This window comes from Actinoallomurus sp. NBC_01490 (assembly GCF_036227085.1).
Classification (GTDB): Bacteria; Actinomycetota; Actinomycetes; order Streptosporangiales; family Streptosporangiaceae; genus Actinoallomurus; species Actinoallomurus oryzae.
Map to the genome: position 1 here is coordinate 6,367,135 of NZ_CP109433.1, position 24,850 is coordinate 6,391,984.

A 24,850-nucleotide genomic window follows, 5' to 3' on the forward strand; every position below is an offset into this window, starting at 1 on the left:
ACGCACTACCATGCCCAGGGTGACTTGGCCCGGCGCAGCCCCCACGGATCCGTTCGCAGCGATCGAAACGGACATCCGTGCCATGACGGCCTCGCCCTGGTGGATGAACGCCGTCCCGCCGCAACGCGCCCAGGCCGTCACCGCGCGGATGCTCGCCGGTGCCGGCGAGTGGTGGCTGTTCGGCCTGTGGGGCCGCTGGTACCGCTGCGGCCTGGAGGGCAACTGGCACCTGTGCCCGCCGCCGTTCGACCCGGTGGCGCGCCAGGCGATGATGCCCGCGCCGCCCGGCGCCGGCAGCCCGCCCGTGCCCCCGTCGATGGTGCCCAGCGGCCCCGACCTGACGCCCGGCCCGCTGGCCGCCGACGGGCTGTTCGGCGCGCCGCCGCCTCCCCCGCTGATGTCCCGGCTCCAGCAGACCCTGGCCACGGCCGCCGCCGTCAACCCGGCGCAGTTCCCGATGCACGACCCGCAGTTCGTCCCCGGCACGCCGAGCCCGGCGGCGGTCTGCCTGTTCTCGGTGCTGTGGTGCGCGGGCGCGCCGGTCGCCGACCCCGACCACCCGATCCTCGGGCTCTTCAGCCGCTTCCTCAGCGGCACCGACGGCGGGCCGCGCTGGTTCCTGCAGCCGGACCTGTCACTGATCGTCGGCGCCTACACCGAACGCCTGCGCGCGAACGACCCCATGGGCGCCACCCACATCGTCCGCACGATCTGGGAGACCGCCGAGACGCTGCGCGGCGGCGCGGCGTTCCGCCCGCGCGCCGACGCGCTGGCCGCGATGAGCGGCGCGACCCTGCGGATGATCCAGAGCGACCACGCCGGCGTCCGCTTCGGCGACGCGGCCGTCTACCAGGAGTGGCTGCGACGCTGCCCGCCGCAGCTGCGGATCGCGGTGCTGCGCGAGACGACGCCGGGCGACCACTTCCGCCTCGCCTGCTACGACCTGGCCGCCGCCGCGGCGATGCTCCCGGCCGCGGCGAGCGGACCGGCCGAGGCCAGGCGCGTCGCCCTGGCGCTGCTCGCGGCGGACCTGCAGGACTCTCCGGCCGCGGCGGGGACCGTCATGGCCTGGCTCGACGCCGAAGGCGTCCGCACGCTGCAGTCCCTCGCCCAGCCCGACCACCCGCTGCGGCGGCTGTGGCCGACCGGCGGCACCCTGCCCGACGCGGTTGCCGGCGCCGACCCGCAGATCCTGCGGACCCTGCTGGCGGCCTCCTACGCCACCGACCTGGCCTGGTGCCGGCTCGCCGGCACCGCGCCGCCCCGCCCGGGCTTCACCGTGCCGGCCGCGCTGATGAACACGCTGGTCGCCGCGCCCGACCCGGTCGCGGGCGAGTCCATGACGCCGTGGGAGATCATCGAGGCGGCGCGCGCGCACCTGGCCGAGCAGCGCAAGGCCGACGCGGCGGCGGCCGAACCACCCGCGCCCGCAGCGCCCGCCGCTGACGCGACCACGGCGTGGCCCGGCGCCGAGCCCGCGGCGGAGCAGCAGGGCACGACCGCCTGGCCCGGCACCGAGGAGGCGGCCGAGCAGCCGGGCCAGGCGGCCTGGCCCGGCACGGAGGAGGCGGCGGCGGGGCAGTCGGCCACGACGGCCTGGCCGGGGGCGTCCGACTCCCCGCCCGCCGCGCCGCCGACAGCGGCGGAACCGCCCGCGTACTCCACCTCACCGCCCACGGTCGCGGCCGGAGCCCCGGCCACGTCGGTCTCGGGCGAGGCGCCCGCCACCGTGGAGGCGTACGGCATCGCGTTCCTGCCCGGCGCCGACGACATCGAACGGCTGCTGACCGAGCTGCGGCGCCGCGGCAAGTGGGCGCAGAGCCTGCGCGGTCAGGAGGTCTCCAGCGCCTCCGCCCCGGCGGTCCTGCTGGTCGGCGACATCTCCTGCGGGCAGCGCCGCCTCACCCGCATGATCGCCCGCGCGCTCGCCGAGGGCGGGATGAACAGCGGCGACGTCCGCACCGTCGACGTGGACGACCTCGCCGAGATCGACCCGCGGCAGCTGCGCGAACGCCTCGCCGAACACGCCGGCCACACGCTGCTGATCGAGGGCCTGGACGCTCTGATCCTCGACGACGAGCGCGGCGCCGCGTACGCCACGTCCCTGTACCGGCTGCGGGCCGAGGGCGTCAGCGACATCGCGCTGGTCGGCACCTGCGCGCCGGACCGGCTCAGCGCCCTGACCGAGGCCAGCCCCGAGCTGGTCACCGACTTCCGGTCCGTGCGCCTGCCCGACTTCGCCGACCCGCGGGCACGCGTGGCCCTGGCCGGGCTGCTGGCCTCCGAACGGCACCTGCGGCTGACGCCCGGCGCCTGGGAGGAGGCCCGCCGCGACCTGGGGACGCTGCGCGGGCGCGGGCGGCTCACCAACGCCCGGCTCGTCGAGGCCTATCTCGACCGTGCGTGCAGCCGGCATCTCAGCCAGGCCGGGGAGACCCAGGTGTTCCGCGGCGAGATCTCCCTCACCCTGGACATCGGCGACATCACCGGCGTCGCGGCGGAACTCGAACCCTGACCCCGGCCGGACCGGCTCCTCAGAGGCTTCGTTGCGCTGTGGCCTGCCGCCGGCCGGTGCCGATGCGGGCCAGCGCGGTATCGAGTCGCCGGCGCAGTGTGGCCGTGTCCGGGGCGAGCGTGCTGATCATCGTGGCCGGCCCGGCCAGGGCCATGACCGCGGTATGGGGTCCGCGGGCAGTGGCGCGGACGGGATCGGATCCGTCGGGGTCGACGACCAGCAGCGTCCCGGCGCTGCGGTGCCCGGCGGTGACCGCCGGGCCGTCCCATCCCGGCGTTCCCGGCCCTACGGCGAGTTCCTGGTCATAGAGCGGACGGTGGTCGCGCACGATCCGCAGCCGCTGGCGAAACGTCCCGGGCTGCTCCTGGTGCCGGCCGAACAGGACCTCCTCGCGCAGCAGCAGCCGGGCCTCGGCGTGCAGCGTGACCCGGATGTCGGTGCGGTGACGGCAGTCATGTGCGGCGATGACCAGCTCCGGCAGCCAGGCCAGGGTGGCGCCCGCGGCGACGTGGATGTCGATTTCGGTCCGTGACCGTTCGCCGTGCGGGCCTGGCAGCAGCAGGGTCGGGGAGACCTCGCCCAGGATCAGCGCGCTGCCCCGTCCCACGCGGACGTCCAGACGGAGCCGGTCGCCGCCGATCGGGCCCGCGCCCGCGGCGGTCAGGTGCACCTGGGCGACGTCGTCGCGGGCGACCCAGCCGCTGATCACGTCCGGTTCACGGGGCCGGGTGGTTCGGAGCATCAGCGGCCAGCCGGAGCGCAGGATCTGGACGCGGGTGCGCCCCCGAGGGTCGGCTTCGGTGGCCAGACGGGCCACCGCGTGGTTCCTCACGCCGGCGTCGCGGGCGGCCGCACCCCGCCGGGCTGATGACCGTGCTCAGGACGCAAACAGGCGCACCTCCCAGGCGGCATGGTGCTCGGCGGAGATGTCGAGCATCGGGGCGCCCGGTGCGGGCAGCCGCTCCGCCGGTGTGGCGGCGTGATCGGCGGCTTCGCGCGCCAGCTCGTCCAGGTGCGGCGCGAGCCGGATGAGGACGGCGTGCACGGCGAAGGGGTCGAGCCCGAGCAGCCGGATCGCCGCGGTCGCGGGTCCGGCCGCCGCCTCGTGCAGGGCCGCCACCGCCGCCGCGTGCGGAGTCAGCTGGAAGACGGCGGAGGTCACGCCCAGCGCGATCGGCTGGTGGGGACCGTCCGGCATGGTGACGGTGAGCGGGTCGAGACCGGGGTGCGCCCGGATGGCACGGGCGGCGCGCAACAGCTGGCGGCCGAGCACGCGCGAGGTGCCGCGCAGCGCCGGGGAGGGGGTGCGTGCGTCCAGTTCGGCGTCGAGGTCTTCGAGCTCGCCATTGGTCATCGTGGGGTCGGCCTCGAACGCCGCGCAGGCCGCGGCGGCGAACGCGGCGCAGACCGCGCCGCTGGTCACGGTCCGGCCGCGCAGGAACGACATCAGCGTTGTCACGTCGGTGACGCGCCCGGCGGCGACGGCGGCCTCCAGCCCACCGGAATGGGCGTGGCCGCCCGCGGGAAACCTGCCGTCGGCCAGCAGCAGCAACGCCGACAGGCCGGCGGCGTGACCGGCCGGCGAGGCGTCGGGCGCCACGCCGCGGTGGCCGGGGGCGCTCATCAGAACAGCAGGTAGCGCTGGGTCATCGGCAACACGGCCGCCGGCTCGTGGTCGACCTCCTCGCCGTCGATGCGTACGGCGAAGGTGTCCGCATCGACCTCGATGGCGGGGAGCGCGTCGTTCTCGGGCAGATCGGCCTTGGTCCGGCCGCGCATGTTCTTCACCGCGACCAGTTGACGTTCGACGGCCAGGCGGTCGGCCAGACCGTCCTCGATCGCGGCCGGGGCGACGAACGCCACGCTGGTCGCCGCCGCCGCCCGGGTCCGGGTGTTGTAGCCCAGCCGGGGCAGCACCGGCTGGGGGGTGGGCACGGCGGCGTTCGGGTCGCCGAGCAGCGCCATCGCCGCCATCCCGGACTTGAAGACATAGCTGGGCCGCACGCCGAACAGCGCGGGTGTCCACAGCACGAGGTCGGCCAGCTTGCCCGGCTCGACCGATCCGACCTCGTCCTCGATCCCGTGGATGATCGCGGGGACGATGGTGTACTTGGCCACGTACCGGCGAGCGCGGTGATTGTCCGCGCGGCCGTCCCCGGGCAGCGGGCCGCGCAGCCTCTTCATCACATGCGCGGTCTGCCAGGTACGCCGCACCACCTCGCTGAGCCGGCCCATCGCCTGCGCGTCCGACTGCATGCCCGAGATCGCGCCGAGGTCCTGCAGGATGTCCTCGGCCGCCATCGTCGTCGCGCGCACCCGGCTCTCGGCGAACGCCAGCTCCGCCGGGATCTTGGGATTCAGATGGTGGGCGATCAGGCAGATGTCGAGTTGCTCGTCCGCGGTGTTGACCGTGAACGGGCGGGTCGGGGTGGTCGAGGAGGGCAGGACGTTGGGCTCGCCGGCGATCCTGATGATGTCCGGGGCGTGACCACCGCCGGCGCCCTCGGTGTGGAAGGCGTGGAAGTTACGGCCGCCGGCGGTGCGCAGCAGGTCCTCGACGAATCCGGCCTCATTCAGGGTGTCGCTGTGGATCGCGACCTGCACCCCGGCGGCCTCCGCCACGGTCAGCGCCGTGTTGATCACGGCCGGTGTGGCGCCCCAGTCCTCGTGGCACTTGAACCCGCCCATCCCCGACCGCAGCTGTTCCCACAGCGCCTCCTGCGACACCGTGGTGCCCCGGCCGAGGAACAGGACGTTGACCGGCCACGGGTCGAACGCCTCGAGCATGCGTTCCATCCACCAGCCGGCCTGGCTGGTCAGCGCGGCCTTCGACCCGTCGGTCGGGCCGCTGCCGCCGCCGACGAGCGTGGTGGTGCCGGCCTCCAGCGCCACCACGGACATGTCCGGGGAGACGAAGTGCACATGGGTGTCGACCGTCCCGGCCGTCATGATCAACCCGCTGCCGTTGACCATCTCGGTGTTGGGCCCGACCACCAGGTCCGGATGCACGCCGTCCATGATGTCGGGGTTGCCGCATTTGCCCAACGCGACGATGCGGCCGTCCCGGATTCCGACGTCGGTCTTGATCACTCCCCAGTGGTCCAGCACCACCACACCCCCGATCACCAGATCGGGGGTGCCCTCGGCGCGGGTGGCGTGCGACTGGCCTTGGGACTCCCGGCCCGACTTGCCGCCGCCGAAGACCGTCTCGTCCCCGCCGACGCAACGATCCTCCTCCACCTCGATGAGCAGATCGGTGTCGGCCAGCCGAATCCGGTCACCCGTGGTCGGCCCCAGCGAGGCCACGTACTGGTGCCGGGGAATCTCAGCCATCGAGCCGGCCCCCGCACTCGCCGCGCAGTCCCCGGACGATGCGCCGGCCACCCAGCCGGACCAGCCGCACCTCCACGGTCGCGCCCGGGTCGAAACGGACCATCCCGCCCGCGATGATGTCCAGCCGGTGGCCCCACGCCGCCTTTCGATCGAAGCTCAACGCGGGGTTGGCCTCGGCGAAGTGGTAGTGCGAGCCGACGCTGACCGGACGGTCCGCGGTGTTGATGACGGCCAGTGTGATCACCGCCCGCCCGGCGTTGATCACCACCGGCTCGTCGCCGTAGATGATCTGTCCTGGGCTTCCCTCCCGCTCACCGGAGTCCGCGCCCGGCTGAGTGAGGCCGACGACGGCTCCCTTGCCCGACGCCGACCGGCTCTTCCTGCCCGAACCGGATGGACCGCGGCCGTCGGTCACCGGATCGGCTCCTGTACCGCGATGAGCTTGGTGCCGTCCGGGAACGTCGCCTCCACCTGGACCTGGGTGAGCATCTCCGGAACCCCGTCCATCACCTCGTCACGACTCAAAACGTTACGGCCGGCGTCCTGCAGGTCGACCAGCGTCCGCCCGTCCCGTGCTCCTTCCAGCAGGAACGAGGTGATCAGCGCGGTGGCCTCGGGCAGGTTCAGCTTCAGGCCCCGCTGCCTGCGTTCGGCCGCGAGCCGGGCCGCCGTATAGATCATCAGACGTTCTCGTTCCTGCAGGCTCACGAGCATCGTCAACCTCCGCATCCTGGTCACAAGGTCAGGGCAGGTACGCCGTCGCCAGGCCGTCGCCCCTGAGGTCTTACGGCCGTCGTCCTCAAGGGCATTTCTTCCCGCGCCGCGGCCCGAGGCCGAACAACCGGCCGTCAAAGTTGTCGGTCCGGAATGACCAGGCGAGCAGGCGGTGCACCGCCGCGCGGCGTGTTCCCGGTGGTGACCGCCGCACAGCCCCGCAACGGCTCGCTGCGCCCGCTGCTCCACCGACGGACAAGAGGTGATGTCCGCACCGGGCAAGGTGACAGCGGTCACGGTGACTGAGTGGTAACTCAGGTCTAGTCTCGGCGCGTGGACATCGTTTTCGAGCGGCGGGGTGACGGCCCGCCGCTGCTCCTCATGCACGGAATCGGCCACCGCTGGCAGGCGTGGGAGCCGGTCATGGACCGCCTCGCCAAAGAACGCGACGTCATCGCCGTGGACCTGCCCGGCTTCGGCACCTCCCCTCCCCTGCCGCCCGACAGACCGTACGGCCTGGACACGATGGTCACGGTGCTCGGTGAGTTCATCGACAAGCTCGGCCTGGACCGCCCGCACGTGGCCGGCAACTCCCTCGGCGGCCTGTTCGCACTCGAGGCCGCCGACCGCGGCCTGGCCCGTTCGGTCACCGCGCTGTCCCCGGCGGGCTTCTTCACCCCGATGGAACTGCGGTACGTCGGGGCGGTGCTGCGGGCCTGCCGCCTCGGCGCCGGCGTGCCCGAGCCCGTCATGCGCTGGCTGGCCCGCTCGCCGCGGCGCCGCAACCTGATGTTCGGCATGATCTACGGCCGGCCGGACCTGATCGACATCGAGACGCTGATCGCCGACGCGTCCGCGCTGCACGACGCCGTCGGGTTCGAGCCGACCTTGCGGGCCGGGCGTGGGATCAGGTTCCACGGCGCGTTGCGCGACGTCCCGGCGACGATCGCCTGGGGCACCCGCGACCGGCTGCTGCGCAGCGGCCAGGCCGTACGGGCACAGCAGAACCTGCCGCACGTGCGGTTCGTGTGGCTGCGCGGCTGCGGGCACGTGCCGATGGCCGACGATCCGGAGCAGGTGACCAAGGTCCTGCTGGAGGGAAGCTCGGCCGGATGACTTTGCGTTCCGGCGGCCGGCGGGTAACGATGGAGGTGTATCCGCGGCCGCCCACCGGCGGTCGCGCACCGAGCTTCCGCTGCGGGCGCACCTGCTCGCCCGATTGGCTGGCGGCTTTGGAGCACCCGCGGGTGCGGGCCGTTCAGCGCGACAACGTAGGCCTGGGCCCGCAGCGGCTGCTCATCTCCCCCGGTCCGCGGCGCCTGCGACGCCGGCCAGCGCCTCCGGCAGCCCGGTCGCCGCGCCCGCACGCCCGACCGCGACGTAGGTGATGCGTCCCTCGGCGACCGGCCCGGCCGGGCCGCGCACGGTGAAGGCCATGGTCAGCGACGTACGGCCGGCCCGCTCGGGCCTGGTCTCGACGGTCAGCGGGTCGCCCAGGCGGGCGGGACGGCGATGGTCGCAGGCGCTGGAGACGATCACCATGTCCACGCCCTCGTCCCGCAGGGCCGCGTAGCCGCCGGCGTGCTCGTCGAGCCAGTCGAGGAAGGCGTCCTCGAAGAACTCGTGGTACCGGCCGGCGTAGACCACGCCCTGCGCGTCGCAGTGCCGCGGCCGTACGCGGAACGCCGAGACGGCGGACGCGGCGGCCGTCGGGAGGTGGCCGGGCCCGGTGGTGGAGGCCGGCGAGGTCGTCCCCGAGCCGGTGGGCGTGGCGGCGCGGCCGTCTTCGGGAGCGCCGCGGACGTCCGCCCGGTCCGCGGCCGGGCCCGCCCACACCGCGTCGAACGCCGCCGGGTCGAGCGGCAACAGCCGGCACTCGGCGACCCTGCCGCCGCTCAGCCGGTACAGCCCGACCGTCGACCAGCTGACCCGTCGCCCGCCGAGCACCGCCTCGCCGTCGGTGAGCGAGGCCACCCACTCCCCGCGGCCGGCGAGCAGGTCGCGGGGGCGCATCCGGAACGTACGCCCGGCAAGGTCGCGGCGTCCGGCGAAGTAGGCCAGCACGGACTCGATGCCCTCGTAGTGCCCGGCGATCGCGTTGTCGCCGGGCACGTGCCAGGAGACGTCCGGGCTGAGCACCTCACGTAGCGCGACGTCCCCGCCACCGCCGTAAAAGTCGTTCTGCGCGGCGTGCAACCGCGCCAGCAGCGCTGCGGCCTCATCATCACCCACGGGCGTACGGTACTCCCGCCCTCCGACGCGCCGCCCGCCCGGCGCCGGTCGCCCGCCCGTGGCGGCTTGCGCTGCAACTTTTATCAACAGTGGCATTACACATTCTGTAATATTGCCCTGCTGCGCCAATAGCCTTACCCGCTCGTGCACCTCACCGCGAGGTTAAGTAACAATAGGTGCGTATCGCGGAAAGGGGCGGCAAAAATGTTCGGCAGGTCGATCTATGTTCCGGACAACCCCGCGTGGGTCGGTGGGTCACCGCAGTCCATCCACGAGCAGTTGTGGGCGCAGGGCCGGCGCCGACGTCTGCAGATCCGCGCCGGCATGGCCGCGGCGGCGCTCATCATCGGCACCTGGCTGTTCTCGCTGCCCTGGGGCCTGCTGGCCGCGATCGTGGTCGCGGGCGCGGACACCCTGTGGCGCTGGCGGGAACGTGCCGCCTCCAGCGTCTGGCGCAAGGGCCTGCGCGGCGAGCGCCGTACGGCGCGGGTGCTGCGGGCGCTCGTCGAGTGGCGCGGATACCACGTGCTGCACGGCCGCAAGATCCCCGGTCGCGGGCAGGTCGATCATCTGGTCATCGGCGGCGCCGGGGTCATGCTCATCCAGAACGAGGCGGTGCCGCCGGAGATGCAAATGGCCGAATACCGCGGGAAGCTGTATATCGACGAGCGGCCCGGCGCCAAGGTCGCCACGGAATTGCGCGAAACCGCCGAGCAGGCGGCCGAAATGCTTCGGGAACGGCTCGGCCGTGAGGTTCCCGTCGAGCCGGTGAAGGTCGTCTACGGCGGCGACCTCCAACGCGGACTGGTCAGCGCCGAGGGCGTCACGATGCTGCGGGCGCACCGCCTGCCCCTGTGGCTGCGGAACCGGCGGGTCCGCTACACCCCGGAGCAGGTCACCGAGATCTATGAGGCCGCGTGCACCCTGCCCATCAGCCGGCAGGCCCTCTTCGTCCGCTGACCGGCCGCGGGTCCTCCGGTGGCCGATCCGGGGCCGGTCACCGAGGTGGGGCGCCGTGCCGCCGACGCGGCGGGGGCTGCACCGTGTCGCGAGGCCGCACGGCGCCGGCGCGGCCCGGCCCGGCCGGGGGCCCGTGTTCGCCCGCGCCGGCCGGACGCGGCACCGCGCCGGCCGGTGGGGGCACGCGCGGGTGAAAGAGCCAGTCCAGCCGGGGTTCGACCGCCCACCGGAACGCCCCGCGAAGGGGACCGCTGGCCAGCACCACGGCCAACGCCGCGCAGCCGACGGTCACCAGCGCGAGCTCGGCTCCGGAGATCCGGTAGTACCAGCCCTGGTAGGACAGGAACAGGGTGACGAAGCCGTGCAGCAGGTAGACGTACATGCTCGCGGACCCGAAGCGGGTGAACCACGTGCGGCGTCCCGGCACGACGGCCAGGAAACCCACGGTCAGCGCGACGGCCGAGGCCAGCGCGAGAAGCCGGAACCCCACGCCCGCGGGCGCGCCGACGCCGAGCTGCCCGAAGCTGCGCCGCCAGTGCACCCATTCGGGATCCACGGTCAGCGCGACGGCGTAGGCGGCCACCCCGCCGAGCACCAGCAGCGCCGCGCCGCCGGCGCGCATCGCGCGGCGCCGCAGGAACGCGAAGTGGTGGGGCCGCAGCGTGAGCCCGACGACGAAGAACGGCAGGAACGACAGCACCTGCGCGGCGTTGAGCATGCTCGGCAGCGTGATGAAGCCGGCGAGCATCGAGATCACCAGCGCGGCCGTGACGGGATAGCGGATCTGCTGCCACAGCGGCGTCGACAGCCGCCACAACAGCAGCGCGGGCATGAACCAGGTCAGGTAGTACGGTTCGAGCGGGTCCCAGCCGACGTGGTCGCCCGCGAGCAGGCCGGCCCACAGCGGATACGCCACGCTGAAGATCACGTACGGGACGACGATCGCGGCGACGAGCTTGCGGGTGCGGTCGCGCCCGGCGGTGAACCCGCGGGAGAAGTACCCGCACATGACGATGAAGACCGGCAGGTGGAACGCGTAGACGAACGTCTGGGCCGCCTCGAGCACGCGCCCGCCGACGTTCGCGGCCCGCAGCGGCTCCCAGGCGTGGCCGATCACCACGAGCACGACCGCGAGGAACTTGGCGTTGTCGAAATAGGGGTCACGGCCGGCCGCACGCGAGCGTGCGGGCGGTGCGGTGCCGACCGAGGCGAGGGTGGTCAAAACGGGGAACCCTGGGCTCGACAATGGATGACCGGGTCAGTCAACACGACGATCCTGAACACCACCTCAACGCGACGGGGCGCGCCGGCGAACCGCGGTGCGCTCACGCCGCGCCGCCGTCCGGCCCCAGACCCGACTCGCGCAGGGTCAGGTTGAGGCGTCCGCGCAGGCCCAGGTGGTGCGGGGCCGTGCCGGGCAGGGTCTTGGGCACGCCGTGGTAGGCCAGCCGGGACTCCCCGCCGAACACGAACAGGTCGCCCGACTCCAGCTCGACGTCGCTCCAGGGCCGCCCCCGGTCACGGGTGTTGCCGAAGCGGAAGACGCACGTGTCGCCGAGACTGAGCGAGACGACGGGCGCGAGACTGCGCTCGTCCTTGTCCTGGTGCTGGCCCATGCGGGCCCCGGCGTCGTAGAAGTTGACCAGCGCGATGTCGGGCCGGTAGCCGCCGTCGTCACCGTACGCGGCGGCGACGGCGCGCCGGCCGAGGTCGGCGAGCCAGGCGGGGAACGGCTTGACCGGGGCGCCGTCGTCGGCCGTGCGCTGGTAACGGTAGGGCACCCAGTGCCAGCCGAGGCACACGGTGCGCACCGACATCACGCCGCCGCCCGGCAGGCGGGTGTGCCGCATCCCGGCCGGCGGGCGGGCCCATTCGCGGCAGGCGTCGAGCAGCCGCCGCTGCTCGTCCGCGGCCAGCCAGCCCGGAACGTGCACCGCCCCGGGCGCCACCTGCGCCCGGGGCCGCGGAATCAGCGCCGTCACACCCCTGACCTCCCTTTATGTCGGCTTCCGCACGCCACGGTACGTGATGGCCGACCGGGGCGCCGACGACGTGGTCCCCGCGTGTTCGGGTCTCAGGAGCGAGCGGACCCGGCCGCCCGTGGAAGGGCGCCCGGGTCGCGTGACGGGCCGGAGGATCGCGGTCAGTCTCCGGTGTTGGTCGCCCAGACCGGCTGCCTGCTGCTGTTGTAGATGACGACGTTGCCGTCATCCTGCACCGCGAGGTACGCGCCCCGGTGCCAGGTGTTCGACGCCCAGACCGGCGTACCGCCGCCGGCGTAGACGACGAAGTTGCCGTCCTCCTGGAAGACCGCCGAGACTCCGCGGCCCCACGCGTTCGGCGCCTGCCATACCGGCCGGCCGTCCTTGTAGAGCACGAAGTTGCCGTCCCCCTGCAACCGGAGGATGGCCCGGCCGTTCCCCGAGGTCAAAGCCTGGTTACGGAACAGCGTGACCGGCGGCCGAAAGATCGCGTCAGCCCGCTGGTGCGCGCCGTGCCGGCCGGCGGGCTTGGCAGTGACCGCTTGTGCGGTACCGGCAGCCGCGCCGCCCGCGAGCGCCAACCCGGCGGCCATGGCCGTGACGCAGAGTGAGCTGCGGAGTTTGGACATTGGTATCGCTCCTTTGGTCCGTTCTGCTCGAGACTTGACCTCGGTTGTGACTCTGTGGATCAAATCAGTTACTCAGAGTGATGTCCACGACCATGGAGCCTGCTTCCCACCGACGGCGCCGTGACCCGCTTCCGCACGGCCGGCGACACGGCGGAGGTGGAATACGCATCGCGGGAAAGGGGTTACGCTGGTGATGCCGGTGTGGCATGTGTCCCCGGGCCGCACCTATCGCCTTCGCGGAATACCGTCCGGCCTCTGGCCGGAGCAGGAGCCGCGTTGTGCCTTCGCCGCGAGGCGACCACCACACCGGCTTGAACGTGGCGGGCCCGCATGCTCACCGCCTGCGGCGGCTTCGCCGGGGCCCGCGGTGTCTTTCCGGGGGGCGGCCCCCGGACCCCCGAGATGGCGGGCCCGCATGCTCACCGCCTGCGGCGGCTTCGCCGGGGCCCGCGGTGTCTTTCCGGGGGGCGACCCCCGGACCCCCGAGATGGCGGGCCCGCATGCTCACCGCCTGCGGCGGCTTCGCCGGGGCCCGCGGTGTCTTTCCGGGGGGCGACCCCCGGACCCCCGAGATGGCGGGCCCGCATGCTCACCGCCTGCGGCGGCATCGCCGGGGCCCGCGATGTCTTTGCGGGGGGGGCGTGCAGGGCTGCTCCGCCCTGGCGCCACAGTCCGTGGGGCGGGGCACTTTGGATCATCGACAGGCGGTGTGGGGACCACCCGTACCGAGCGTCTGCGCGGGCGAAAGACGCGATGCAGCGCGTTCTGACGGAGGTGCTGTGCGCGGGGCAGCCCACCACCTGGGTGAGCCCGGCATCGCCGGTACCTCCGGATCGCAGATATGGGCATTTTCCGATCATTGTCGGGGTCCACGCCTAGAATCCGTCTGTGTCTGGACTCCAAGCCGTTCTGACCAGCAGAGCGCCCTCCGGTCTCCAAATCGTCGATTTCGACCTCGTCGACCGTGACGGTCACGTGCTCGTCATCGGTACCGACCGATATCAGGCCTTCTCCTGGGATCCGATGACCGACCAGTGGACCGAGCACCGACTCGACGTTCCGTCACGTGAGTTCGCCCAAGTCGAGCTCCTTCGGATATGCGCGGCGGCCGTCGACGGCCGGATCGTGATCGGCGGCGGCGGGGACCACCAGGACTTCGCGCAATGGGACCTGGAAACCGGCGCGGTGCTGCAGGGTGCCGACGGCGGAAGCCCGAGCTCGGCTCGCACGGCCACTCTCGGCGGACGGACCCTCTTCGTTATCGGCTATACCGGCCCGGCCGTAGAAGTGCAGAGCCCGGCGAAGCATCACGACCCCGATGACGACCTCCTCGACAGCGAAGAGCCCGAGGAGGATGAGGACGACGATATCTATTTCTTGACGACGGAGCTGGAAAGCGGCGAGAGCGTTGCGGCGGGAACATTGTGGGGTCGGCCGGTAATCGCGGCCTCCGGCGAGGATGGCGGTGTCATCGTGTGGGACATCGATGAGGACTGCCCGGTCGCCGAACTCGATGAGCCCGACGGCATCGATGACGAAACCCTTGGCCATTTCGCACTGGCCGCCCTGGAGGACCGGGGGTTCTTGGCGGCGGCCTGGGGGCGGGTCCTGGCGGTATGCGATGTGAGCGACGCCGACGCTTCGGTGTGGGCTGAGCCGATCATCGTGCCGGGAGGCGAGATTGAGTGCCTGGACGCCGGCGTCGTGGGCGGGCGCGTAGTCGCGGCGACCGGCGGCGAGGACGGCACGCTGTGCCTGTGGGACCTTGCGGACCGGCGCCTGCTGGCAGAGCCGAACACCGCGCATGTTCGGGGGAAGCGCGATGCCCCTAGCGAGGTGTTCGCCGTCCGGTTCGCTGAACTGAACGACCGCCCCGCCGCCATCACCGCCGGCCGAGACGGCACCGTGCGCGTCTGGGACCTTCCCGAGATTGGAAGCAACAAGCGGAACCAGGTTGTTCCGCTCTGAGCCTGAATCCACCGCCAGACTGAGGTTCTCACTGAGAAGGAGCCACGCTCTACCGGACATCGCGGATTCAAGGGTGGCCGGGTCGCCAGAAGTCGCCGGCCAGCACTGCGTGGATGCTGCGCGGCGGCCAGTGCCTGATGATCAAGCGGTCCGACGGCCGCGCGGACTTTCATCGTCAGCGTCGACGACGCCGAGCGCGGTGCCGGCCTCCTCAACGCGATTCCCTCGCCGACACCGCCTAGTCGAACAGCGCCACGACCTCGTCCAATTGCGACGGCGGCCTGGCGACGAACGCCGAAAAGATCGGATCGCCTTGGCGGCCGGCCGATACTCCCGCGCCAGGTTGAACAACGACGTCGGCGAGTCGTGCTCCATCGCTCGGTCCAGCAGGAACTGCTCCAGCTCCTTCAACACCGTGCTGCCGGCCGCCGCGATCTTCCACCCCAGATACTGCGCCGCCAACGCCAGATGATCCGTACGGGTATGCGCCCGCTCGTCAGTGCTACCAAGACCCCCTTTCCGGGGGCCACCCCCGGACCCCCTGAGGTGGCAGATCCGCGTGCTCACCGCCTTCGGCGGCTTCGCCGGCAGGGGCGACGCCGGGTCCACGAGATCGCCCCCGCCGGGCCTGGGGTCCGGCGGGGGCGGTTCGCGTCTGTCAGGTGGGCAGCGTCACGAACGCCGCTCCGACCAGCGAGGCGACCACGAGCACCGCGATCACGACCGCCGCGATGGCGCGGATGCGCCGGCGCCTGCGCAGGCGCCCGAAGTTCGCCAGGCGACTCGCCAGCGCGGGGTCTTCCTGGCCGAGTTGAGATGCGATCTCTGTGAGGATCCGCTCCTCCTCCATCGAGAGCGCCATGCCGCACCTCCAGGGGGTCTTACATTTCCTCGAATCATCCCCCCTTTACCTCCGGGGGGAAACCTTGAGGAAGGAGTCCGATTACCCGTCGTTCTCCTTTCACATGAAGCGCTTCACCCCTTGACACCGCCGGACAGGGCGAAGGCGTTCCCCAGCACCCGCTGGACCAGCGTGTACAGCACGACGACGGGCAGGGAGTACAGGATCGAGAACGCGGCGAGCAACCCGTAGGAGGCCGTGCCGTGCAGGCCGAAGTACTGGTAGATGGCCACCGAGGCGGGCTGTTTGGCCGGGTCGACGAGCAGGATGAACGGCACGAAGAAGTTCCCCCACGTCAGCGCGAACGTGAAGGTGAACACCACGGTGGTGCCCGGCAGCATGAGCGGCAGCACGATCCGCAGCAGGGCGCGGAGCCCCGACGCGCCGTCGACCCAGGCCGCCTCCTCCAGCGCGATCGGCACCTCGTCCATGAAGTTCTTCATCATCCAGATCGCCATCGGCAGCCCGGTCGCGGTGAGGAACAAGGTGGTGGCCGGGATGGAGTCGAGCAGTTCGAGCTGGACGAACAGCCCGTACACCGGCACGAGGATCGCGGTGATGGGCAGGCCGGTGGCGAACAGCAGGCCGAGCAGGATCGGCCGGCCGAACCGCCGGCTGTAGCGCGAGAGCGGGTAGGCGGCCGGCGCGGCGAGCACGAGGGTGAGCACGGCCGCGCCGAGCGAGAGCACCAGGCTGTTGGCGAGCGCGTGCAGGTTGTCGCCGGTCAGGACGTCGGCGAAGTTCCGCAGCGTCAGCTGGTGCGGCACGTCGGCCTTCAGCGAGGCCTGGTCCGAGACCGAGGCCAGCAACAGCCACCCGAACGGCAGCAGGAACGCGATCGCCACCACCGCGAGCACCAGGTACGCCACCGCGGCGGCCGCGCCGCGGCGCGGCCCGGTCGTGGACAGGCGCGGGGACCGGGAGGTGCGCGGGGTCGCGCTCACGGCCGTTGTCATACTTCCTCCCGCATCATCCGCAGGTAGACGACCGAGAACACGCCGCCGACGGCGAGCAGCACGATGGCCAGCGCGGCGCCGTAGCCGAGCTGGTAGAACTTGAACGCGCTCTGGTACATGTAGATCGGCAGGGTCTGGGTCTTGGTGCCGGGCCCGCCGCCGGTCATCACGAAGATCAGGGTGAACACCGCCAGCGTCTGCAGCGTGATCGTCATCAGGTTGGTCATGACCGCGCGGCGCATCAGCGGCAGGGTGATGTGCCGCAGCCGCCGGTAGGACGAGGCGCCGTCCACCGCGGCGGCCTCCAGCAGGTCCTCGGGCACGTTCGACAGTGCGGCGGAGTAGACGAGCATGGAGAAGGCGGTGCCGCGCCAGACGTTGGCGATGATCACCGACAGCAGCGGCATGGCGTACAGCCAGCTCTTTCCGTGCAGGCCCACGGCGTGCAGGATGGCGTTGAAGGTGCCGTCGTCGGCCAGGAACGCGTACCAGACGAACCCGGCGACCAGTTCGGGCATCACCCACGCGCCGACCACGATCGCGCCGACGACGGCGCGGGCGATCCGGTGCCGCGACTTCATCAGCAGCGCCAGCGCCATGCCGCCGACGTTCTGCCCGATGACGGCCGAGCCGAGCACGAACACCACGGTCAGCCACAGCGACTGGCCGAACGCCGGGTCGGAGAACATCCGCCGGTAGTTGCGCAGGCCGACCAGATGCGGGGTGCTGGCGGTGGCGCCGGTGAGGGCGACGTCGGTGAAGGAGGCGTAGACGCACCACAGGATCGGGCCGAGGAAGAACAGGGCGATGAGCGCGAACGCGGGAACCAACGGCAGGACCCGGCCGGCGGCCCGCCGCCCGCGCGCGGGCGAGCGGCGGGCGGCGGGCCGGGTGGACTCGGGCAGGTCCACCGCGACCATCAGGAGGTCCCTTCGACCTTGTCCGGCCCGGCGAGCTGTTTGATCTGTCCGGCCAGGTCGGCCACGGCCTTCTCGGGTGCGGCCTGGCCGGTGACGACGGCCTCGGTGGCGGCCTGGAGCTGGTTGGAGATCTGGGGGTAGACGCTGTACGCGGGGCGGTACTGGGTGTACTGCACCAGGCTGGTCCAGAACTTCTGGGTCGGGTTGCCCTTGAGGTACTCCGGGTCGGCGGTCACGTCGTTCCGGACCGAGACCTGCGTCCCCTTGATGTAGAAGAACAGGGAGTTCTCCTTGTTCATGGCGAGCTGGACCAGCTTCCACGCCGCGTCGGGGTTCTTGGTGTTGGCGCCGACCGACAGCAGCCAGCCGCCGGAGAGGCTGACCTTGCCGGGTGCCTGGCCGTTCTGGGTGGGCATGGGGGCGGTGCCGAGCGTCTTGGACCAGTCGGGCCAGGCGGACGCGCCGCCGGGGATCCAGGCCTGGGGCAGCCAGGAGCCGTCCAGGTCGATGGCCAGCTTGCCCTGGGACAGCTCCTGGCCGTTGACGTTGTCGCTCCAGTGCGGGTCCAGTGCCTGTTGCGGGGTCGGGCCGAGCTTTTCGGAGTAGACCGTCTTGAGGAAGTTCATCGCGTCGTTCATGCCGCGGCTGGGGGCGACCCACTTCTTGGTCTGGTCGTCGTACAGCTTGTCGGCGGTGCCGTACAGCAGCATCTCGAAGCCCTGCATGGAGGCGGCCTCGCCGACGCCCTTGCCGGCGTAGACGTTGAGCGGGATGACGCCGGGGACCTTCGCCTTGATCTGGCGTGCGGCGGTGAGGAGGTCGTTCCAGGACTTGGGCTGCCAGTCGGTGGGCAGGCCGGCCTTGGCGAAGATCTTCTTGTTGAACCAGAGGCCGCGGGTGTCGGTGCCCATCGGGACGCCGTAGGTGTGGCCGTCGCCGGCCTTGCCGGCGGCCTTGGCCGCGCCGACGAACTGGTTCCAGTCCGGCCAGGAGGCGAGCTTGTCGTCGAGCGGCATGAGGAACCGGGCCTGGGCGTCGGAGTTGACGAAGAAGGTGTCCTCGTAGGCGACGTCGGGCGCGGTGGCCTTGGAGCGCCGCATGAGGCCGAGCTTGGTGTAGTAGGAGTTCTCGTCGGCCTCGATCGGGATGAGCTTGAGCTTGACGCCGGGGTTCTGCTGCTCGAAGACCGGCTTGATCTTCTTGAAGAGTTCGTCGGCGCCGATGAAGTTGCCGAACTTCTGGTACGCGACCTTGATCGTCTTGCCGTCGGAGGATCCGCTGTCGCCGCAGGCGCTCAATCCCGCCGCGACCGTCACCACCGTCATCACGAGAGCCCATCGCCGCCGCATGCGCAGCACCTCCGCGAATTGCCATTGTGTTGTGGCAAATGTGGAAGGACGAGGCGAACGGCGTCAAGAGCTGACGGAAGAGGTGACAGATACCTTACTCGCGAGTGATATCAGCGTCGCGGGAACGGACGAGCGGGCGTGCAGGCGCCCCGGCGCCCGACGCGGACGGGCACGGCTGCCGATGCGGTCCGCGCGGCCGCCCGGGGCCGAGGTCGGGCGCCCGGGGCCGAGGTCGGGCGCCCGGGGTTTCGTGCGGACGGCTACCGCTCGCGGTGGAGGACGGCGATGTAGTGAGCCGTCGAGCCCGGAAAATAGGTGACGTCGGTGAGCTCCCAGCCGGTGCCGGGAACCAGTTCGGCCAGTTCGCGGGGCGCCGGGTTCAAGTAGTCGAACCAGGGCGTCGCCACGTCGCGGTAGCGGATGCGCAGGGTGCGCTGGCCGGCGATGCGGCCCGCACGCAGGTTCCGCCGGTTGTAGGGCAGGTGCAGGGGGTCCTCCGCGTCGGTCAGATTACGGCCCTGGGCGACGACGACGGCGCCGGGCCCGGCCATCGCGGCCAGCGCCCGCAGGAACTCCGGCGCCCGTTCACGGCTCTCCAGGAGGCCCAGGTTGGCGCCCAGCAGAAGGAAGCTGTCATACCTCGCCCCGGTCGCGGCGTGCTCGCCGACCGTGCCGCGAACGACGGACCGTATCCCCTGACGGCGGCATACCTCCAACGCGCCGGGCGAGACATCGATCGCCGTAACGTCGTGACCGCGGTCGAGGAGCGCGCGTGCGGCCCGTCCCCCACCGGCGCCGACATCCAGAACCTTGCCCTTGAGCAGGTCCAGCGCACGGCGTTCCCCCTCCGGCCACTGCCCGACCGGCGCGATCCAGGCCGCGGCGGGAAGGGCCAGCACGAGGCCGTCGTCACGTTCGGCGATCTGTTGGACCGGGGCGGCGGACGGGTCGCGGGACGCCTCGTACGCGGCACAGAGCATGTCCCCGATGGCGTCACCGATACGCGGACCGACCCGGGCGTCGCCTTCCGGTGGTCCTCCGATTCCCGGGCCGGGCTCAGGTACGGCCCCTTGCCCGGGTGTGCGGCCGGTCGTTGCGTTCATATCGTCTCCTTGGCGGGAACGGAGGAAACAGCCGGTGCGCCGGGCCCGGTGATCGGCCGGAGCGCGAGCAGGAGCATGAGAAGGGTGCCGGCGGCGCACCATGCCCCGATGACGGTCGCGGTGGGCAGGCGTTCGGCGAGCGCGCCGGTGGCCAGGACCGCGGCACCTTGAGCGATCTGGATACCGCCGTTCATGACGCCGAACGCCCGGGCCCGGTATTCATGCGCGAGGGTTCGTTGGAACAACGTCTGCGCGGCGGGCAACAGCAGCGACATGACAACCCCGGAGGCGGTGATCAGGAGGAGCGCACCGGCGAGTGGCGGGTTGAACAGCGCGGGGGCCAGGGTGAGAGGGGCCAGGACCGCGAGCGGCCGGATCAGCCGCGTGCGGGTTCGTGGCCGCGGCAGCCGTGTCAGTATCAGGCCGCCGATGGCGACGCCGAGCGGGTACCGGGCGCCGGTGAGGATCCGCGGGAGCTGGGCGGACCGGGCCGCTTCGAACGGCGGGGCGAGCAGCCCGCCGACGAACAGCAGCGTGAACATGACGGGTACCGGCGCGCCGGGGAGCGCGATCAGCCCGACGAGCACCGCCCTGGCCAGGTCACGAAGACCGCACGATATTCCGCGAGTATGAACAGTTCCCGATATGTCGCCGACGGTTCCTCGTCGGCAGTCAGACCGTTCATACGCTCCCGCAGCGCACGCCATGAAAAGGCCGACCCCGGACGAACCGAGGCCGGCCATCGTTGAGGAGTCAGAGATCAGGGCCAGCTGGTGTCCCGACGGTTCATGACATACCTCCCTCGCGATCGTGATCATCTGAACACATCCGCCGTGCGCCTGACAATCCCCGCTTCACCGCCGTGCGGATCCAGAGCCTGAGCCACGAGGCGGTACCGGGTCCGGAATCCGGGCCGCCGGCGCGGGTCAGGCGTGGACGATCGGACGGCCGGTGATGGCGCTGATCCGGTCGGCGGTGAGCGTGACCGCGGCGGCCGGGCTCCAGCGGCGGGTGAGGACGCCTTCGAGCATGGTCTGCAGCTGCGCCGACACCAGGGCGTAGGTCGGCGCGGAGGGCCGTACGACGGCGTGCTCGAGCAGCGCCGCGGTCTCGGCGTGGAACGGTGAGACCGGGGCCAGGGCGTCCAGGACGCTGCGGCGGGGCGGGAGCTGCCCGGTCTCGGCGCACACCTGCGCCAGCCACTTGGGCGCGGTCGCGGCGCGCAGCAGCCGCATCGCCAGCTCCGGGTGGCGGGCCTGGCGGGGGATGCAGTAGACCATGCCGCCGCACAGGATCCCCGGCGGGCCGTGCGGCCCGGCCGGCAGGGGCGCGAACCCGAACCGCCCGGCGACCTCGGCCAGCGGCGTCCCGGTCTCGGCGGCCAGCATCTCGGCCTGGTAGCTCGCCCCGACGATCATGCGGGCGCGGCCGGCGGCGAGCAGCTGCACGGCCCGGTCCATGCCGTAGGTGACGACCTCGGTGGGCAGCGCGCCGTCGTCGGCGAGCCGGCGCAGGAACCGCAGCGTCGCGACCGTCGCGGGGCCGTCCAGCGTCACCGCCTCGGGCGTGAACACGGTCGCGCCGTTGGCCACCAGCAGCGCCACCAGCGCGTACGTGGTGGTCTCCCCCGCCGCGGCACCGCCCGGCATGACCAGGGCGTGCTCGCCGCGGGGCGCGTCGGCGGCCAGGGCGCGGGCCAGGGCGCGCAGGTCACGCCAGGTCTGCGGCGGCGCCGCGTCGCCGAGGGCCGCGCGGTCGTACCACAGGCCGGCCACGTCGGCCGGTGCGTGCACCGCGACCAGGCCCTGTCCCTCGAACCGGTAGGCGTCGACGAAGGGCGGCAGGAAGTCGGCGTCGTGGTCGGCCGCCCAGTCCGGGTCCAGTTCGGCGATGGGGGTGAGCATGTGCGACTCGGCGAACTCGGCGACCCAGACCGAGTCGACGATGGCGAAGTCGGGGCCGCGGCCCTCGGCGATCGCGCGGCGGAACATCGCCCGTGTCTCCCACAGCGGCGCCGTGGTGAACTCCAGCCGCAGGTCGTTGCCTGCCGCCTCTCTTAACTGCCCCTCCCAGCCGCCGTGGGAGGCCATCACCGAGATCTTCGGCGCGGCGTGCAGGCGGGCCATCCAGCCGGGGTGGACGAAGGTGCCGCGGCGGCGGTGCCGGACCACGACGCCCTCGGCGGCCAGCTCCGACAGCGCCCGCGCCACGGGTGTGCGGGACAGGCCGTAGGCGGCGCACAGCTCGTGTTCGGTGGGCAGCCGCCCGTCCGTGCCGTAGTGACCGGCCTCGATGTCGGCGAGCAGCCGACGCTTGAGCCGGTAGTACGCCGGAAGGGGTGACGCGAACTCCATGGCTGTCCTTCATCGGCGCGGGTGGCGGTTTTGCCATCAGTGTGCAGCAAATCAGCCGCCGAGATCCACAGTGTTACGGCGCGCCGCCCTCACCGCGGGGCGAGCGCCCCCGCCGGGCGGGGGCGCGGATCGCCGGGGTTCAGTCGCGTGCCGCGGTCGCCTGGACGCCGCGCGTCGTCGCCGACTCGTGGCGGCGGCCGTCCAGGGCGGTGACGTAGTAGGTGTAGGTGCGGCCCGGTTCGGCGGTCTTGTCGGAGGTCGCGTGCACGTCGCCGTCGACGACCTTCAGCAGGAACTTCCGGTCCGGTGCGATGCACGCCGGGCTCTTGGCCGGGGCGCGGTAGACCGCGTACGCGGCGGCGCCGGCGCCCTTCCAGGTCAGCCGGCCGTTCTTGGCCGTCAGGCCGGCCGGGGCCGCGGGGGGCTTGCCGGGGCCGGCGACCGGGGCCAGCGCCGGATGGGAGTAGTGGTCGCGCAGCAGCCGGGTGGCGAAGCCGCGGCGGTCCTGGGCCAGGTCGTGCGCGCTGAAGAACGCCTCGCCGCCGACCTGCGGGTAGCCGGCGTCGATCGCGACGTGGCGGGACAGCTCGCCGGGGTCCTTCCACGCGCCGGGCTGGCCGACCTGGTAGGCGGCCTGGCCGATGATGAGCTGAACGTGGGTGCCGGCGACCTGCTTGGCCCACCACGCGACGAGTGTGCGGTAGTCGGCGGCCTTGAACCCGACCGGCCAGTACAGCTGCGGGGCGATGTAGTCGACCCAGCCCTTGCGCACCCACGTGCGGCTGTCGGCGTAGATGTCGTCGTAGCTCTGCAGCGCCGCGGTGGCCGACCCGGCCTTGTCTCGGGACTTGTTGCGCCACACCCCGAACGGGCTGATGCCGAACTGCACCCACCCTTTCGCCTGGTGGATGCGCGTGTGCAGCTCCTGGACGAGGGTGTCGACGTTGTGCCGCCGCCAGTCGCCGAGGTTCTTGTAGCCGGCGCCGTACTTTTTGAACGTCGCGGCGTCGGGGAAGGCCTTGCCCGCGATCGGGTAGGGGTAGAAGTAGTCGTCCAGGTGCACGCCGTCGACGTCGTAGTGCTGGACCACGTCGAGGACGACCCGGACGGCCAGGTCGCGGACCTGCGGCAGCCCCGGGTCGAACCACAGTGCGCCGCCGTAGCGGTGCACCCAGTCCGGGTGCAGCCGCGCCTGGCTGTTGGCCGCGAGTTTCTTGGGGTCGGCCTGCGTGGCGGCGCGGTAGGGGTTGAACCAGGCGTGCAGTTGCAGGCCGCGTTGGTGCGCCTCGGTGATGAGGAACCGCAGCGGGTCATAGCCGGGGTTCGCGCCCGGGTGGCCGGTGAGGAACCGCGACCACGGCTCGTAGTGGGAGGCGTAGAACGCGTCGGCGGCCGGGCGCACCTGGACGTAGACGGTGTTGAAGTGGAGTTTTTTGGCCACGTCCAGCAGGTGGCGGTATTCGGCCTGCTGTTTGGCGACCGGCAGCCCCGGCCGGCTGGGCCAGTCGCCGTTGTTGACGGTCGCGATCCACATCGCGCGGGTCTGGCGCGCGCCGGCGCGCTGGGCGGTGGTCTGGCCGCATTCGGCCGCCGGCGCGCCCGCCGCCGAGGCGTGCGGCTCGTCGTCGCCGCCGCCGCATCCCGCACCGCCCGCCGTGATGAGCAGCGCGGCGCCCGCCGCCGCGCTCACCCGCCGGAGTCTCCGCCTGCCGTGCCGCCCCCGTGACCCGCCCATGGGATGGCATTCTGCCGGAGAGTACGAGCCCGCATCCGGGTATCGGTTCACCAAGGGCACTCTCATGAGGCGGCGGCGGATGAACGACACCTTCCGGCTGGGCCGGATCGTCGGCGTGCGCGTCGGCGTCAACTGGACCGTCCTCGTCGTCTTCGCTGTCCTGGCGTACGGTTTGGCCGCCGACCGCCTGCCCCAGTCCTACAAGGGCCTGCACCCGGTCGTGTACGTCCTCGGCGGCCTGCTCACCGCCGCCGCGTTCATGGCCTCACTGCTGGCCCACGAACTGGCGCACGCCGTCGTGGCGCGCCGCAACGGGCTGACCGTCGACGGCATCACCCTGTGGCTGCTGGGCGGGGTGGCCCGGTTCGAGGGCGAACCGGACAGCCCGGGGGCGGAGCTGCGGATCGCGGGGGCCGGGCCGCTGGTGAGTCTACTGCTGGGCGTGGTGCTGGCCGGCGCGTCCGCGGTCCTGCTGCTGGCGGGCGCGAACGGCATGGTCACCGGGTGCCTGGCCTGGCTGGCGGCGATCAACGTCGTGCTGGCCCTGTTCAACGTCCTCCCGGCGGCGCCGCTGGACGGCGGACGGCTCGTGCACGCCTTGTTGTGGCGGCTGTCCGGCGACCGGACGAAGGCGACGCTGCGTGCGGCCCAGACCGGCCGCGGGTTCGGCTGGGCCGCGATGGTCGCCGGGTTCTACGTGTCGCTGTGGACCTTCAGCGGGCTGTGGCTCATCGTGATCGGCTGGTTCCTGATCGCCGCGGCCGGGATGGAGGCGGGCCAGGCCCGCGTGATCGCCCGCCTGGAGGGCATCACGATCGGCCGGATCATGACGCCGGACCCCTTCACGGTGCCCGGTTCGATGACGGCGGCGGAGTTCTTGCGGGAGATGCTGCCCCGTCACCGCCACACCGCCTACCCGCTGGTGGACGAGGGCGTCGTCCGCGGCATCGTGACCGCCGAGCGGATCGGGGAGCAGGACCCGGGCGCGCCGGTCGGCGCGGTCGTGGAGGAGGCCGGGCGCACGGGCGCGCACACCTCGCTGGCCGAGCTGCTGCCCCGCCTGGCCCGCGAGCGCCTGCTGGTCTTCGACGGCGACCGGCTCGTCGGCATCGTCACCCCGCGCGACCTGACCCGCGCCCTGGAGCGTCTTCCCTCCTGACCCAGGACACGATCTTCGAACTGGTGTTCTAGCATGTGGG

Annotated in this window: 23 protein-coding genes; 5 read left to right on the forward strand and 18 right to left on the reverse strand. The window is 72.2% G+C overall.

What is annotated here, in order from left to right; genetic code table 11:
- Positions 1-82: 82 nt before the first annotated feature.
- Positions 83-2,515 (forward strand): hypothetical protein, encoded by a 2,433-nt coding sequence (locus OG417_RS29780; protein ID WP_329235482.1) that lies wholly within the window; start codon positions 83-85, stop codon positions 2,513-2,515.
- Between the two features lie 19 nt (positions 2,516-2,534).
- On the opposite strand, the gene OG417_RS29785 is transcribed toward OG417_RS29780, so the two are convergent.
- From OG417_RS29785 to OG417_RS29805, 5 genes are read right to left on the reverse strand one after another with little or no spacing between them, the layout of a single operon-like run.
- Positions 2,535-3,332, reverse strand: a complete 798-nt coding sequence (locus tag OG417_RS29785) for an urease accessory protein UreD (RefSeq protein ID WP_329235485.1) — start codon at positions 3,330-3,332, stop codon at positions 2,535-2,537.
- Between the two features lie 60 nt (positions 3,333-3,392).
- A complete protein-coding gene (locus tag OG417_RS29790) occupies positions 3,393-4,139 on the reverse strand; it encodes an urease accessory protein UreF (RefSeq protein ID WP_329235488.1) in 747 nt (248 codons plus the stop codon).
- Complete coding sequence (locus OG417_RS29795; protein WP_329235491.1) at positions 4,139-5,848, reverse strand: urease subunit alpha; 1,710 nt, start codon at positions 5,846-5,848, stop codon at positions 4,139-4,141. Before OG417_RS29795 ends, OG417_RS29790 begins: the two co-directional genes overlap by 1 nt.
- Positions 5,841-6,263, reverse strand: a complete 423-nt coding sequence (locus OG417_RS29800; RefSeq protein ID WP_329235493.1) for an urease subunit beta — start codon at positions 6,261-6,263, stop codon at positions 5,841-5,843. The genes OG417_RS29795 and OG417_RS29800 overlap by 8 nt, the downstream gene beginning before the upstream one ends.
- A complete protein-coding gene (locus OG417_RS29805; RefSeq protein ID WP_329262724.1) occupies positions 6,260-6,562 on the reverse strand; it encodes an urease subunit gamma in 303 nt (100 codons plus the stop codon). The genes OG417_RS29800 and OG417_RS29805 overlap by 4 nt, the downstream gene beginning before the upstream one ends.
- A gap of 333 nt (positions 6,563-6,895) precedes the next feature.
- Between OG417_RS29805 and OG417_RS29810 the strand changes: the two genes are divergently transcribed.
- Entirely contained in the window at positions 6,896-7,678 is a 783-nt protein-coding gene (locus OG417_RS29810) for an alpha/beta fold hydrolase (RefSeq protein WP_329235496.1), read from the forward strand.
- Positions 7,679-7,858: 180 nt separating this feature from the next.
- Here OG417_RS29810 and OG417_RS29815 read toward each other — a convergent pair whose 3' ends face one another.
- Positions 7,859-8,794, reverse strand: coding sequence for a hotdog domain-containing protein (locus OG417_RS29815; RefSeq protein ID WP_329235499.1), 936 nt, complete (start codon positions 8,792-8,794; stop codon positions 7,859-7,861).
- A 204-nt stretch (positions 8,795-8,998) separates the two neighbouring features.
- Between OG417_RS29815 and OG417_RS29820 the strand changes: the two genes are divergently transcribed.
- Positions 8,999-9,754: a nuclease-related domain-containing protein gene (locus OG417_RS29820; RefSeq protein ID WP_329235502.1), complete on the forward strand. Its 756-nt coding sequence runs from the start codon at positions 8,999-9,001 to the stop codon at positions 9,752-9,754.
- A gap of 37 nt (positions 9,755-9,791) precedes the next feature.
- Here OG417_RS29820 and OG417_RS29825 read toward each other — a convergent pair whose 3' ends face one another.
- The 3 genes from OG417_RS29825 to OG417_RS29835 form a co-directional block, all read right to left on the reverse strand.
- Entirely contained in the window at positions 9,792-10,976 is a 1,185-nt protein-coding gene (locus tag OG417_RS29825; RefSeq protein ID WP_329235505.1) for an acyltransferase family protein, read from the reverse strand.
- 103 nt (positions 10,977-11,079) lie between these two features.
- Positions 11,080-11,736, reverse strand: a complete 657-nt coding sequence (locus OG417_RS29830) for an alpha-ketoglutarate-dependent dioxygenase AlkB family protein (RefSeq protein ID WP_329235508.1) — start codon at positions 11,734-11,736, stop codon at positions 11,080-11,082.
- Between the two features lie 161 nt (positions 11,737-11,897).
- On the reverse strand, positions 11,898-12,365 hold the full coding sequence (locus OG417_RS29835; RefSeq protein ID WP_329235510.1) for a hypothetical protein: 468 nt from the start codon (positions 12,363-12,365) through the stop codon (positions 11,898-11,900).
- 888 nt (positions 12,366-13,253) lie between these two features.
- Here OG417_RS29835 and OG417_RS29840 point away from each other — a divergent pair.
- Positions 13,254-14,333, forward strand: a complete 1,080-nt coding sequence (locus OG417_RS29840) for a WD40 repeat domain-containing protein (RefSeq protein ID WP_329235513.1) — start codon at positions 13,254-13,256, stop codon at positions 14,331-14,333.
- Positions 14,334-14,474: 141 nt separating this feature from the next.
- Here OG417_RS29840 and OG417_RS29845 read toward each other — a convergent pair whose 3' ends face one another.
- The 9 genes from OG417_RS29845 to OG417_RS29885 form a co-directional block, all read right to left on the reverse strand.
- Positions 14,475-14,942: a DUF4158 domain-containing protein gene (locus tag OG417_RS29845; RefSeq protein WP_329235516.1), complete on the reverse strand. Its 468-nt coding sequence runs from the start codon at positions 14,940-14,942 to the stop codon at positions 14,475-14,477.
- Positions 14,943-14,991: 49 nt separating this feature from the next.
- On the reverse strand, positions 14,992-15,195 hold the full coding sequence (locus tag OG417_RS29850; RefSeq protein WP_329235520.1) for a DUF3040 domain-containing protein: 204 nt from the start codon (positions 15,193-15,195) through the stop codon (positions 14,992-14,994).
- A gap of 113 nt (positions 15,196-15,308) precedes the next feature.
- Positions 15,309-16,190 carry a carbohydrate ABC transporter permease gene (locus tag OG417_RS29855; protein WP_329235523.1) on the reverse strand — a complete coding sequence of 294 codons (882 nt, stop codon included), beginning with the start codon at positions 16,188-16,190 and terminating at the stop codon, positions 15,309-15,311.
- The gene (locus OG417_RS29860; RefSeq protein WP_329235525.1) at positions 16,187-17,110 is read right to left on the reverse strand and encodes a carbohydrate ABC transporter permease; all 924 of its coding nucleotides are present in this window, start codon (positions 17,108-17,110) and stop codon (positions 16,187-16,189) included. Before OG417_RS29860 ends, OG417_RS29855 begins: the two co-directional genes overlap by 4 nt.
- Positions 17,110-18,459 (reverse strand): extracellular solute-binding protein, encoded by a 1,350-nt coding sequence (locus OG417_RS29865; RefSeq protein ID WP_329235528.1) that lies wholly within the window; start codon positions 18,457-18,459, stop codon positions 17,110-17,112. Before OG417_RS29865 ends, OG417_RS29860 begins: the two co-directional genes overlap by 1 nt.
- Positions 18,460-18,719: 260 nt before the next feature.
- On the reverse strand, positions 18,720-19,562 hold the full coding sequence (locus OG417_RS29870; protein WP_329235531.1) for a methyltransferase domain-containing protein: 843 nt from the start codon (positions 19,560-19,562) through the stop codon (positions 18,720-18,722).
- Positions 19,559-20,149, reverse strand: a complete 591-nt coding sequence (locus tag OG417_RS29875; protein WP_329235534.1) for a hypothetical protein — start codon at positions 20,147-20,149, stop codon at positions 19,559-19,561. The genes OG417_RS29870 and OG417_RS29875 overlap by 4 nt, the downstream gene beginning before the upstream one ends.
- Before the next feature lie 339 nt (positions 20,150-20,488).
- The gene (locus OG417_RS29880) at positions 20,489-21,916 is read right to left on the reverse strand and encodes an extracellular solute-binding protein (RefSeq protein WP_329235537.1); all 1,428 of its coding nucleotides are present in this window, start codon (positions 21,914-21,916) and stop codon (positions 20,489-20,491) included.
- A gap of 139 nt (positions 21,917-22,055) precedes the next feature.
- Positions 22,056-23,606, reverse strand: a complete 1,551-nt coding sequence (locus OG417_RS29885; RefSeq protein ID WP_329235540.1) for a glycoside hydrolase family 10 protein — start codon at positions 23,604-23,606, stop codon at positions 22,056-22,058.
- 124 nt (positions 23,607-23,730) lie between these two features.
- Between OG417_RS29885 and OG417_RS29890 the strand changes: the two genes are divergently transcribed.
- Complete coding sequence (locus OG417_RS29890) at positions 23,731-24,810, forward strand: site-2 protease family protein (protein ID WP_329235542.1); 1,080 nt, start codon at positions 23,731-23,733, stop codon at positions 24,808-24,810.
- Positions 24,811-24,850 lie beyond the last annotated feature (40 nt).